Source organism: Seonamhaeicola maritimus, from assembly GCF_008056315.1.
Lineage (GTDB): Bacteria > Bacteroidota > Bacteroidia > Flavobacteriales > Flavobacteriaceae > Seonamhaeicola > Seonamhaeicola maritimus.
This window is the reverse complement of sequence record NZ_VRKQ01000010.1, coordinates 931,470-944,814: the sequence shown is the minus strand read 5'-3', so window position 1 is coordinate 944,814 and position 13,345 is coordinate 931,470. Positions and strand designations below refer to the sequence as shown.

The window sequence follows — 13,345 nt, the reverse complement described above, 5'->3', positions numbered from 1 at the left end:
TTAAAAATCCTTCAACAATTTAATTTCTTCTGAGATCACCCAACCTGTTTTGCCATCGGAAAGTTCAATTTTCTTCCAGTCCTTGTAATCATCAATCACCTGCACCTTAGTTCCTTCGTGCAATCTGAAAGATTCCTCACTTCGTATATTCGGATCACTCTTAATCTTTGTTTCCTGAACAAACACAATGGCTGGATTGTCTTTTTTATCTAAATTATATTTATGAAAAGCGAAAGCAAACGTAACACAAACAAAAAATAAGGCTGCTAAACTTCCTATAAACGTTAAGCGTTTAATTAAGGTGGAATAAGCAAAATAATACATCAAAAATAAAATTACAAAGCAAAAAACAAGCCCTACAGAAGCTTTTGCCCAATTATCAAAACTTAGAGTGTTTGTTGTGTTTTTAACCAGTCTAGAAAATCCTGCATCTGGAACTACTTCAATGGCATCTATAGTCATATTTCTGGCAAAGGCTATATTATTCTTAATATCCAAATCTTCAGGATTTAATTGCAGTGCCTTTTCATAATAGTAAATACTTGGTGCAATATTATTGAGTTTATAATGTGCATTTCCTAAATTGAAATATAAATCTGCTGAATGATTTTCGGTTTCTAAAATAGCGTTGTACTTATCAATTGCTTCGGCATATTTTCCATCATTATACAGGGTATTTCCTTGTTCAAATAACGATTGATTTTGCGCAAAAAGAATTGAACCAAACAAAAACGATACTATATAAAATAGATTCTTCATACTATCGGGCTTGTTTATCTATTAATGAAATTGTTTTAGCTGCTTTTTGATAATCTTCTTGCATAGTAACAATATCAATTGGTGTATATCTTGCTAATTCGCAGTTTTCTAGAATACCAATAAAATCATTAATTGCAGCTTCTTCTACCTGCTTGTTATTGAGAAGGCTTTTGATTTTATCTTTACTTAAATCACTTGTTTCAATATGCAATTTGGCCTTTAAATAATTATGTAATGCTTTTTCTAGAGCTATATAAAAAGCTTCTTTTTGACCCAGCGATTTTTTGGCTCCTTTTAAATATTTTCTAGCTAACCTATCTGCCTTTCTTATTTTATTTCCGTAAACATCAGCATCTCTACTAGCTTTCTTGTTTCTTACAACTATAGCAATTGGAATTGCCAAAAATGGCAATAAAAGCATCATCCAAAATGAATTTGTTTTGAAAAAATATGTTGGAGTTATGCTGGTAAAATTGGTTTTAGTTTTAATAAATGCAAACTGGTCACTGTTTAAAACTACAGCCTGTTTGTTATTTGAAACCACAGCATTATCACTATTGGTATTACTTGATGACGGGCCGTTTACTACATCTATAATAATTTCGTCTGAAGACAAACGCTTGTAACTTTTTGTTTTTAAATCGAAATACGAAAAGGAGATACTAGGTATTGGATACTTACCTTTAAATTGCGGCACTACAGTATAACTATCAGAAATGCTTCCTTGCATACCCGATAAATTAGTTCTTACTTTCTCGCTATGTTCCGGTTCATAAACCTCTAAAGAACTTGGTAAAGATATTTTAGGAAGCTTGAATAATTTTAAATTACCCTTTCCTTTTACATTTACTTTTACCTGTAAAGATTCCGTGGCATCCAGTTCTTTTTTTGAGGCAGTAACATCTAGACTAAAATCACCAACAGCACCAGTAAAATCTACTGGCCTTCCTGTTTCAGGTAAAGCTTTAACATTAATGGTTTTACTGCCTGCAGAAATGGTTCTATTAACTCTAGTCATTAAACGACTTCCAAAAATGTCGCGCCTGTTAGTAGGCACCCTTAAAGTTACGTTTAGCGTTAAAGGTTCTATTTTTAGCTTTCCTGATTTCTGAGGGTACAATACCGCCTTTTTGTAGATAATATATCTATAATCTTCTCCATTATAGGTGGTATTAACTATTTTCTCGTTTTGTCTATCTAGACTTTGACTCCAAAAATCGTTATACTGCGGTGTATCAATTTCATTTACATTATCGGCTGCAATTTTAGGCGAAATATATAGTTTATAAACCACTGTAATAGCCTCATTAAGATATGGATTTGTATTAGAAACTTCAGCTACTAAGTGAATGTTTTCAGATGCTACATAATTAGGGTCATTAGGGTCTTTTGGAATATCTACTGCTGCTGTAACCTCTACTTTAATGGTTGCTGTTTTGTAAACCTCTCCTTTTATTTCAATTGTAGCTTGATTAATTGTAAAAGTCCCACGTTTTTTAGGTGCTAAAAAATAGGTGTATGTTTTACTATAAGATTTAACACCATTAACCCATTGACGACTTTGAGATATATTTGGGCCTCCAATTACAGTGAAATTATTAAAATCTGGAGGAGTGAAATTATCCCCATCATCATTCATTTCAAAAACAACACTTAGGCGTTCATTAACACCTAGCTTCTTTTTACTTACTTTGGCTTCAAATTTTACTTGAGCCATAGCAAAGCTAGAAACTAGCATTAATACAATTATTGATATGTTTTTTGTCAACTTCATGTTTGAAACTTCAGATTTACAGATTTATTACCAATCCTTATCTGTTTTAACTTTAACACCTTTTTGTTTTTCGGCGTTCATTTTTTCTTGAACCTTTTGTTCTTGATTGTTCATAGCCTCTAACAAATTTTTAATTTGTTGAGGAGACATTTTTCCTTGTTGTGGTTTTGGAGGAGCCTGCTTTTTATCTTCTTTTTTATCACCTTCTTTACCTTTATCTTCTTTTTCATCTTTAGGCTTTCCGTCTTCATCTTTCTTGTCATCACCTTCATTTTCCTTCTGATCATCTTGATCTTTATTCTCTTCCTTATTGTCGCCTTCTTGGTCCTTTTTATCTTCCTTTTGATCTTGGTTTTCTTTATTTTCATCCTGATTCTGATCTTTGTTTTGATCGTCCTCGTTTTGATCCTTATTCTGCTCCTCGTTTTTAGCACATTCTTTAGCTAAGGCTAAATTATAACGTGTCTCATCATCTGTCGGATTGTTTCTTAAAGCACTTTTAAAAGCTTCAACAGCCTCACTGCACTTTTTATTTTGCATTAAAATGTTCCCAATATTATGAAATGCTTTGTGCTTTTCTGCTTTTGAAGTACTGCTGTTTGCTGCTTGTTGATGACGGTATAATGCCTCTTCATAACTACCCTTATCATAATAGGCGTTTCCTAAATTGTAATTTCCTTCAACAGAATTAGAATTTAATGAAATAGCTTTTCTATATTCCATTTCACCGGAAACAAAATTGTCATCTTCAACTAAATCATTCCCTTCATATACGTAGTTATTTGCCTTTTTTAAAACCAATAATTGCTCCTTTTCCTTTTTTTCTTGAGCAAAAGAAATAGTTACAAAAAATATTGAAAGGACTAATAATACTTGTTTCATCTTTCTTTATTTCTCTTTTAATTGTTTCAAGACTTCTAATAATAATGCAGCACTTATTCTTTGCTTGTAATTAGGGCTTATATACTCAAAAAGTATGGTGCCATCTGTACTTACAACAAATAGTGATGGTACTGGTAAAAACCCTGAGTTAAGTCCTCCTGAAAACTGATTAAGTTTGTTTGAATAACGCTCTGGAGCTTTAAAGGCTATACCCACGGCTTTACTTAAGGCTCCATCTGCATCTGAAAAAAGTTTGTATTTGAGATCTCCTTTATCTTTAGATATTCTTAAATTTTCGGGCGAATCTGGACTTAAACCAATTATCTGGTAACCAAGATCATTAATATCATTTTCTATGTCGCTAACCGCGGAAAGGTGTCTGTTACAATAAGGGCACCATCCGCCTCTATAAAACAACATTACTGAAGGCTTTTCTTTTAGCACTTCAGACAATTCCACTTTTTTTCCTTCTATTGAAGTAATGTTTAAACTAGGAACTTTCTCGCTAATTAACAACGGAGAGATGTCTGTATCACTTTCTGCAATTTGCGCCATACCTGAAAACGATATAGTAAATAACAGTATAAACGTGATATATTTGTTTTTAGTTTTCATTTTCGTCTTTACAGATTTCTGTTTTAAATTCTAATATATAAAACCTTATTTTTTTCTTCGTTAAAGAATTTATAAATTCTCATTAAACAAATTCAACTTTTTTAACCAAGCTGTTTTACGTTCTAACAAGAACACATCTAATAGTAAAAAGAAAATACCAAAACCTAAAAACCATTGAAACTGGTCTTTAAAATCTGCAAATTGTTTTGCTTCAAATTCGGTTTTATCCATTTTACTTAAAATCTCACGGATATTTTCTACCACATCTTTAGTGTTCTTACCATTTATATAGGCACCATTAGCTTCTTCGGCAATAGCCATAAGAGTTTCTTCATTTAGACGCGTTATAACTGTTTCTCCTTGACTGTCTTTTTTATAATTTAAAACAACGCCATTTCGTTTTATTGGTATTGGCCCTCCTTTTTCATCACCAACGCCAATTGTGAAAATCCTAATACCTTCCTCACTTGCTTCTTCAGCAACAGCTGCTGCCTCTTCACTATGATCTTCTCCATCTGAAATAATTATTAGAACTCTATTGGTTTGCTCTTCATCATCAAAATAGGTAGTCGCTAACTTAATAGCTTCACCAATAGCTGTTCCTTGAGACGATAACATATCTGTATTCATTCCCTGTAGAAACATTTTAGCCGAAGCATAATCTGTAGTTATAGGTAATTGCGGAAACGCTTTTCCCGCATACGCAATAATTCCTACACGGTCACTTGCTAAATTGTTTATTATTTGTGTGACTAACTGTTTTGATTTGTCCAACCGGTTAGGAGCAATATCTTCAGCTAGCATACTTTTTGAAACATCTACAGCAAATACAATATCTACACCTTCGCGTTTAACAGTTTCAAGTTTTGTGCCAATTTTAGGATTTACTAATGCCAAGGTAAGACACAAAAACGCTAAACTTAAAACGCTGATTTTTAATACGGATTTAAACAAGGATGTATTAGGACTTAACTTCTTCAACAATGCTTTATCTGCGAACCTGCGCTGAGCTTTATGTTTCCAAAATTGAAGCACCAAAAAGAACAGAATGATTACCGGAATAACCACTAACGCCCAAAACCATATTTTTTCTTCTAATTGATACACTTTTTGTGTTTTATCTATGTTCTTTTATCTCTTATACAAAACTTCTGAAAATTGAGAATCTTAATAATATCTCAAGCAACAATAACATGCCTGCTAAAATCACCAATGGTCTATATTTTTCTTCGTAATTATAAAATTTAAATTCTTCAATTTCTGTTTTTTCCAACTTATTAATCTCATTATAGATTTCGGCTAACTTCTTGTTGTTAGTGGCTCTAAAATATTTGCCACCTGTAGCCTCTGCTATTTCTTTTAATAACTCTTCATCAATTTTAACTTGTATGCGTCCGTACTGAAAACTACCGTTAGGCAAAGTTCCAACTGGTGATAATGCCATACCGTTTGTTCCTAAACCAATAGTATACGTTTTAATACCATATTCTGCAGCCAATGAACTAGCAGTAATTGGATCTATAAAACCAGCATTATTTTCTCCATCGGTTAACAGAACGATAACCTTACTTTGAGCTTTACTGTCTTTTAACCTATTAACCGCTGTTGCTAGCCCCATACCAATAGCAGTACCACCCTCAATTATATTATTATACCTTATACTTTTAAGAGATCTTAAAACAATGGCTTTATCACTTGTAATGGGGGTTTTTGTATAGCTCTCACCTGCATATTCCACCAAGCCAATTCTATCATTAGGTCTTCCTTTGATGAATTCTGAAGCTACATTTTTTAAAGCTTCCAATCTATTTGGCGATAAATCTTTTGCTAGCATACTTGCTGAAACATCTATAGCCATTACAATATCAATTCCTCTTGTGGTTTTTGTTTTAGTAGACACATCAACCGTTTGTGGTCTAGCCAATGCCATTACCAAAAGCGTTAAAGCCAATAGTCTCAACACAAACAACAAATGCCTTACTTTTGGTAACCAAGAATTAGTAATTTTAAAACCTTTTAAACTTGATATTTTAAGTTCTGCTGTTTGCCTGTTATGCTTAAAAATATACCAAAGTTTAGCCAGTGGAAGTACTAAAAGCACCCAAAACCATTGTTTATTTAAGAACTCTATTCCCTCAAACATTAGCTTTCTTCTTTTTTAAGTTCAACTGAATTTAAAATGCGTTCTACAATTTGGTCTGCATAAGTGTCATCTTCTCTCCAAGTAATGGAAATTTGCTGAATCACATTTTCGGCTGTAAAGCCTAAAATAACGTAACTACCGCTTTCAAATTTATCTGAATTTGGAATTGCCATATCTAAGGTTCCATATACTTTTAATCCTTCTGCACCATTAGGCGTTACAAACTTTTCATTTTTGGTAATAATATTCTGGGCTCCGGCAGCTTCAAATGTTTTTAAATTACCATCTATAGCTTGTTGAATATCAATTTTACCTTCACCTAAATTCTTTATCCTAGAAGTAGCAGCTACTATATTAAATTTCTCAATTAAACTACCATAACCAAACATGGTAATATCTGCTTGTTTCAATAACTCTTCAGGTAAATCAAGTTCTAAGCGTTTTAAAACTTTTGGTGTTGAAATTGAAATTGGTGGGAATCCATAATCACTGGTCACCCATTCTCCCTCCAAAAGTTCAATGCTATCATGCCCAATAATGGTGTCCTTTACATATCCAAAACCATATTTAATTGAAAATCCACCAATAGTTGCCATTAAAAGGAACACACTTATTGCCACTGTAATGATAATCTTTTTACGTTGCTTTTTACGCTCCAACGCTGCTCTGTATTCTTCATCTAAAAGTTTTTCCTCTTCGGTTGGTTCTGGCAGCACTTCCCGTACATGATCAATTTCAGCATCAACAGTATTTCTATCTAATTCTGCTAGAGCTATATCAGGTGCTGATTTGGCAAACTTTACTAAATCTGCGCGTTTTAGAATACTTTCAATATTCTTGATGGTTTCCTTACTTAAATCTATTTGATTTCCTTCTTTCAAAAGCCTAAGCCTTGAAATCAACTCGTCTGTAGTACTTTCTAAAGAGTGGTCATAAACCTTTTCGTCTAAATATTTCCTTATGATTAGGGTTAACTCAGAATAATATGATTTTAACTCTTCATGCTCTAAATAATGACTTTCATCAAGATTCTTTAACGCTAATTTAGCTCTGTCATACGGTGGTAATAATGCTATTTGTTCTTCTTCAGTTAATGGTTTTTTACGCCATATAAACCACCAAAGTATAACTGCAACAATGCCTATTATTAACAAAGTAGCCAAAAGATACTTCCACCAATTCCCACCTCTTTTCTTAACTTCAATAATTGGTTTTATTCCGTAGAGCCCTTGTTTTGTAGTATCTACAACCACATTATTAACCTCAACTTTTAGCGAGTCTGTTAAAAATGTTTTATCTCCAATAACTATTTTCTGCCTTGGAATTGTATAAGCACCAGAATCAAACTGAGTTAATCCGTATTTTTTAATAAGACTAAACTTTTTATTCTTTTTAAGCGTATCTACAGCATAGGATTCAATCATTTCCAATGGTGAAAATGTTTGTCCTTCAGGAAACACTACCAAATTGGTAGTATCAGTTTCAACTTGTATTCTATAAGTGATTTGCTCTCCAATTTTTATTGAAGTAGAATCTATTGAAGACAATACTTGAGCATTAAAGGTAATAGTAAATAGTAAAAAGGCACAAGAAAGCATTATTGCCTTTTTGTTAAAATGCTTTATAATATTTAGTAACTTATTTCTTATCACTTTTAAACTTTTATTATAACTTAATCTATCCTCTTCGTTTAAAATAACCTAGTAACTTTTTTACATAGCTTTCATCAACTCTACAGTCTATTGTTCCCGCACCAGATTTTGTAAAACTCTCTTTATAGTAATTCACTCTTTCATTATAAAATTTACCATAATTTAATCTTACCTTTTTTGATGAAGTGTTAACCAACATTAACTCCCCAGTTTCTTCATCAAGCATCTGAACCATACCTAAATTTGGAATAGTTTCCTCATGTTTATCATACACTCTGATACCAGTAACATCATGCCGGCCAGAAACAATTTTCATAGTATGTTCATAATCATCAACTATGAAATCTGACATCACAAAAACGATGGCTTTTTTCTTCATCACGTTTGACAAAAACTTTAATGCTTCTGTTAGATTAGTTTCTCTACTTTCCGGCTCAAACTCTATAAGCTCACGAATAATACGTAATACATGCGAGCGCCCCTTCTTTGGCGGAATGTAGAGTTCTACTTTATCTGAAAACAGAATTAAGCCTATTTTATCATTATTTTGTGTTGCTGAAAAGGCCAAAGTTGCCGCAATCTCAGTAACCACTTCGTTTTTAAATTGTTGAGAGGTTCCGAACAATTTAGAACCTGAAACATCAACCATAAGCATCATGGTGAGCTCTCGTTCTTCTTCAAAAACCTTTATGTGGGGTTCATTCGTTCTTGCAGTAACATTCCAATCTATATTACGCACATCATCACCGTACTGATACTGGCGTACTTCACTAAAAGTCATACCGCGTCCTTTGAAGGTAGAGTGGTATTCTCCTCCAAAAATATGATCAGACAACCTACGTGTCTTGATCTCAATTTTCCGTACTTTTTTTAGTAATTCTTTAGTATCCATCTTTCAATTTACGATCGTACATTTTTGATTAATTCAATTACAATCGTCATTCGTCATTCTAAATTCTAAAATCCTATGGTACTTCTATTTCGTTAACTATTTTGTTGATGATATCTTCTGAAGTCACGTTTTCAGCTTCAGCTTCATAGGTAATACCAATTCTATGACGCAACACATCGTGCACCACGGCTCTAACATCTTCTGGAATTACATATCCTCTACGTTTTATAAAAGCATAACATTTAGCTGCAGTTGCTAAATTGATACTTCCACGAGGTGAAGCTCCAAAAGAAATAAGAGGTTTTAAATCGGCTAGTTTATATTTTTCAGGATATCTAGTAGCAAAAATGATATCCAAAATATATTTTTCAATTTTCTCATCCATGTAAACTTCTCTAACAGCAGCCTGCGCCGTTAAGATTTGCTTCACAGAAACAACAGGATTTACCTTATCAAAAGACCCTCTTAAATTGGCTCTAACAATGTGCTGTTCTTCATCAATTTTTGGGTAATCAATAACTGTTTTTAACATAAAACGGTCAACTTGTGCTTCTGGCAAAGGATAAGTTCCTTCTTGCTCTACCGGATTCTGTGTTGCCATTACTAAGAAAGGTTTATCCAAAATAAAGGTTTCGTCACCAATAGTAACTTGCTTTTCTTGCATTGCTTCAAGTAAAGCCGACTGTACTTTTGCGGGTGCTCTATTAATCTCATCTGCTAACACAAAGTTTGCAAAAATAGGACCTTTCTTAATTGAGAAATCGTTCTCTTTAATATTGTAAATTAAGGTTCCAACAACATCTGCGGGTAATAAATCTGGTGTAAACTGAATTCTACTAAAACTACCATCAACAGCTTGTGAGAGAGTATTAATAGCTAAAGTTTTAGCAAGCCCAGGAACTCCTTCTAGCAAAATATGTCCTTGACCTAACAATCCAATTAGTAATCGTTCAACCATATGTTTTTGGCCTACAATTACTTTATTCATTTCCAGCATCAGTAAATCAACAAAAGCACTTTCCTTTTCTATCTTCTCGTTAATTGTCTTAATATCAATTGTACCTGTTTCTTCCATCATTTTTTTAATTTTTTAAAGCCCGAATATAGCAAGCTTCTTTGAGGGTTGCAAATTGTTAAAATTATTCCTGAATTGTTGTTAACAATTGGTTAAAATATTCAAGAAAATGGCATATTTAAAGAATAAAAAAAGCAACGCCTTTATAGCGTTGCTTTTAAATATTTATTTACTTATTTGTTACTCTAAAACTAAAGTCGCATCTACTACTTCATTTTCATCCGGATCTAAGTTGATATCAAATTCCTGAGTCAAATATCCCGTAGCAGAAATAGTCACTTTATAATCTCCAGGTTCTATATTTTCAATTAAGTACACACCACCATCACCAGTTTCAACACTTGTAGAAGCTCCATCATTAATAGAAATTGTTGCTTTTACACCTTCTGCTAATCCAGATATGGTACCACTAATTGACCCTGGTTTCAATGGTAAAACAATAGAATCTGTTATAGTTGTTATTTCACCGTTAACAACCACTACATCACTAGCGCTTGCTCCGTTATAATCACCTTCCTCGTCTAAGGGCATAACCGTCACTTCATAGGTTCCCGCAGGAACTCCCCATAAAGCAAAAGCGCCATTTTCATCAGTATAGGCTGAAACTTCATAATCACCATCAGGATCAGTCACCACAACTTTAGCCATGGCAGGTACATCAGAAGGAGATACAGTTCCTTCAATTATACCTGAAGTTGCTTCAGCACTAGCATAAATAACAGGCTTTAAAATAATATTACCTGAATTACCTGCATGAACTATAGATTTTTCAACATCAAAATCTAGAATAAAGTCATAGGTAAAACCTTGAACTATAGGCGTATCTATTTTAACCTTTAAACCAGACTGTTGTCCACTAGGGGTTTTCAGTGCATACTCCTCATCATCTTGTCCTTCTTCTCCCTCAATCACAATCGTGTTACCATCACCTAACACCAATCTAATTTGGCTTAATGTACCTGTTGGAATAGGATACTCCTCAACCAACACTTTGCTAAATCCACCAGTAAATTCTAATAAGTTTACAGTCTCATTATTTGCATCTAAAGACATCCAACTACTTTCATCTTCACTTTCTCCCTCTCCTTCAGTTTCATTTTCCATTCGAATCATCACATCTACTATCTCTACATTAACCGCTTTATAATCTCCTGGATTATCAACTAGTCTAATAGTAATTGTTGGCGCTTCCTTGTTTATTCCAGAAGACTCTGAGTCATTACAGGAAAACAAGAAAGAAATTAGTAGTAATGGTAAAAGCAACTTTAGTTTGTTTAAAATATTCATAGTTTAATTTTTTAATGTATTTCTATTTACGCTAAATCACATTCTTCGGATTACTAATCACTTAAAAAAGTTCAATTATTAACTATTAAAATGTAACTTTAATGTTTAGTTTTCCAATTAAAATTGGACTTAAATAACACCTATATTTTAAACACAATTATACGAAATAATAGGTGTTTTATATACTTTTATACATGAATGGTATAAAAAAATACATAACGGGTAAACCGTATCGATAAAGAGCAATTATTTACGTTATAAAAATGAAAAAAACAGCCTTAATTACCGGAGCCACTAGTGGTATTGGACACGCAACGGCATTTGAATTTGCTAAACATGGAATAGATTTGGTGCTTTGTGGCCGACGATTAGGACGATTAGAAACCATTCAAAAAGCACTAAGTAAACTAACTAATGTTTATATTTTAAACTTTGACGTTAGAAATAAAGAGGAAGCTTTTAAGGCTATTCAGTCTTTACCAGAAAAATTTAAAAACATTGACATTTTAATTAATAATGCTGGTAATGCCCATGGTTTAGACATTATAAGTGAAGGTAGCATTGACGATTGGGATGCGATGATGGATATAAACGTAAAAGGCTTACTTTATGTGAGTAAAGCCATTATTCCGGGGATGACAGAACGTAAATCTGGTCATATTATAAACATTGGTTCTTCTGCAGGAAAAGAGGTTTATCCTAAAGGCAATGTTTACTGCGGAAGCAAACATGCTGTTTTAGCGATTACGGAAGGCATGCGTATAGATTTGAATCCTTATGGAATTAAGGTTGGTTCAATAAACCCTGGGTTAGTAGAAACTGAATTTTCCCAAGTTCGTTTTAAAGGTGATAAAATTGCTGATACGGTATATCAAGGATTTAAAGCGCTGCAAGCCGAAGATGTTGCTGAAGTTATTTATTTTGCAGTGTCTAGACCACCTCATGTAAATATTGCCGATGTTTTAATGTTTTGTACAGCTCAAGCTAATAGTACTATAGTAAAAAAGGAATTCAACTAAGATTGCACTGACAACCATGATTAATAAACGCCTACTAATAAAACATCTTTTAGCTCATAACGACGAGAATAGTTTTTATGATAAAAAGCGTAAAATAGACATTAGCCATAAGGAAGGAAAAGCTAAATTTTTAAAACATATTTGCGCGCTTTCAAACAGTAATCCTAAAAACAATTCATATATAGTTATTGGTGTTGAAGATGAAGACAACCATATTAGAGGTGTAGATTTTTTTGATGATAGCAAAATACAAAACCTCATAAATGCTTATCTATCAAATCCACCAATAGTTCAATATGAAAACATCCCTTTTCCTCATTTACCAGATGACAAGGTAGTGGGTTTGGTAACTATTAGACCTATTGAAAAGTTAACTTCTCTTAGAAAAAATATCTGGAAATATTATGGTGGCTCTGTATTCTTTAGAGATGGCAGTATGAGCATGCCAAAAGTATTTGACATTGTAGTTGAAGATGTTAATTCTAAAATTGTTGATGCTATTGAAAAAAACGCTCAAAACAACATAGAACATACGCTAAATGGTGTATTTGATTTTATGAATAAACGTAAAGACTTCAATGCCCAATATAAAGTGTTTAAGGAGTATTTTGTTTTGTGTTGGTCTGGGCAAAAAAAACATGTAAAAGACGATTTTTTTTACTCTAGAGTTGATATTGAGCTAATAAATGAACAAGTAAGATTGTTCTTTTCGGCTTTAGATGAAGTATCCATTTTCTTTGATGATAACAGTTTTAAAATCATTGAATATGTGAACCTTGGTCTTCAAAATTCTAATAAATATTATCCGTTAGAAGAAACCATTATCAAGTTTGATAACAATGCCAATTACAATATTGACACTACACTTCTATTTGAGCCACCTCAATATGACAAAAAAGTATTACACCATATTTACAACACTAATAATACACTTCTTGAAAAACTAAAAAAGGGACTAACTCTAACAAAAAACGAAGAATTGGACTTAAGAAATTTATCAGCGACTTATTTAATTTGTTATTTGAATTCATTTGATGAAGCCATTGATAAACTTGATGAAGCTAAGCGCTATTTAAAGTCTTATAGTGATCAAATTTACCAACTTCACAAAGAATCACTACGAATTTTGAGAAAAGTGAAATATAGTTAATTTCATACAGATTTAACCGTAATTTAACCTTGAAATTTTGATAAATGAGAATTTAGCCTCAAATTTGTATTGCTATTAATCTTTTATGATATAGACC

The 13,345-nt window shown here is 32.7% G+C and carries 12 protein-coding genes; 2 read left to right on the top strand and 10 right to left on the bottom strand.

Annotation, left to right across the window (positions count from 1 at the left end):
• From FUA22_RS12315 to FUA22_RS12270, 10 genes are all read right to left on the bottom strand, one after another.
• Positions 1-759, bottom strand: a complete 759-nt coding sequence (locus tag FUA22_RS12315) for a tetratricopeptide repeat protein (protein WP_147768768.1) — start codon at positions 757-759, stop codon at positions 1-3.
• A gap of 1 nt (position 760) precedes the next feature.
• Positions 761-2,533 (bottom strand): BatD family protein, encoded by a 1,773-nt coding sequence (locus tag FUA22_RS12310; RefSeq protein WP_147768766.1) that lies wholly within the window; start codon positions 2,531-2,533, stop codon positions 761-763.
• A 27-nt stretch (positions 2,534-2,560) separates the two neighbouring features.
• Complete coding sequence (locus tag FUA22_RS12305; RefSeq protein ID WP_147768764.1) at positions 2,561-3,415, bottom strand: tetratricopeptide repeat protein; 855 nt, start codon at positions 3,413-3,415, stop codon at positions 2,561-2,563.
• A gap of 6 nt (positions 3,416-3,421) precedes the next feature.
• The gene (locus tag FUA22_RS12300) at positions 3,422-4,030 is read right to left on the bottom strand and encodes a peroxiredoxin-like family protein (protein WP_147768762.1); all 609 of its coding nucleotides are present in this window, start codon (positions 4,028-4,030) and stop codon (positions 3,422-3,424) included.
• Between the two features lie 69 nt (positions 4,031-4,099).
• Positions 4,100-5,137 (bottom strand): vWA domain-containing protein, encoded by a 1,038-nt coding sequence (locus FUA22_RS12295; RefSeq protein WP_147768760.1) that lies wholly within the window; start codon positions 5,135-5,137, stop codon positions 4,100-4,102.
• Between the two features lie 31 nt (positions 5,138-5,168).
• On the bottom strand, positions 5,169-6,173 hold the full coding sequence (locus FUA22_RS12290; protein ID WP_147768758.1) for a vWA domain-containing protein: 1,005 nt from the start codon (positions 6,171-6,173) through the stop codon (positions 5,169-5,171).
• A complete protein-coding gene (locus FUA22_RS12285) occupies positions 6,173-7,771 on the bottom strand; it encodes a BatD family protein (protein WP_147769076.1) in 1,599 nt (532 codons plus the stop codon). Before FUA22_RS12285 ends, FUA22_RS12290 begins: the two co-directional genes overlap by 1 nt.
• Positions 7,772-7,850: 79 nt before the next feature.
• On the bottom strand, positions 7,851-8,717 hold the full coding sequence (locus FUA22_RS12280) for a DUF58 domain-containing protein (RefSeq protein WP_147768756.1): 867 nt from the start codon (positions 8,715-8,717) through the stop codon (positions 7,851-7,853).
• 73 nt (positions 8,718-8,790) lie between these two features.
• Positions 8,791-9,792, bottom strand: coding sequence for an AAA family ATPase (locus tag FUA22_RS12275; protein WP_147769075.1), 1,002 nt, complete (start codon positions 9,790-9,792; stop codon positions 8,791-8,793).
• A 180-nt stretch (positions 9,793-9,972) separates the two neighbouring features.
• Positions 9,973-11,079, bottom strand: a complete 1,107-nt coding sequence (locus FUA22_RS12270) for a DUF4382 domain-containing protein (RefSeq protein WP_170309905.1) — start codon at positions 11,077-11,079, stop codon at positions 9,973-9,975.
• Positions 11,080-11,342: 263 nt separating this feature from the next.
• Between FUA22_RS12270 and FUA22_RS12265 the strand changes: the two genes are divergently transcribed.
• Both FUA22_RS12265 and FUA22_RS12260 read left to right on the top strand, forming a co-directional pair.
• Complete coding sequence (locus FUA22_RS12265; RefSeq protein ID WP_147768754.1) at positions 11,343-12,098, top strand: SDR family NAD(P)-dependent oxidoreductase; 756 nt, start codon at positions 11,343-11,345, stop codon at positions 12,096-12,098.
• Positions 12,099-12,114: 16 nt separating this feature from the next.
• A complete protein-coding gene (locus FUA22_RS12260; RefSeq protein ID WP_147768752.1) occupies positions 12,115-13,248 on the top strand; it encodes an ATP-binding protein in 1,134 nt (377 codons plus the stop codon).
• Positions 13,249-13,345: the final 97 nt, after the last annotated feature.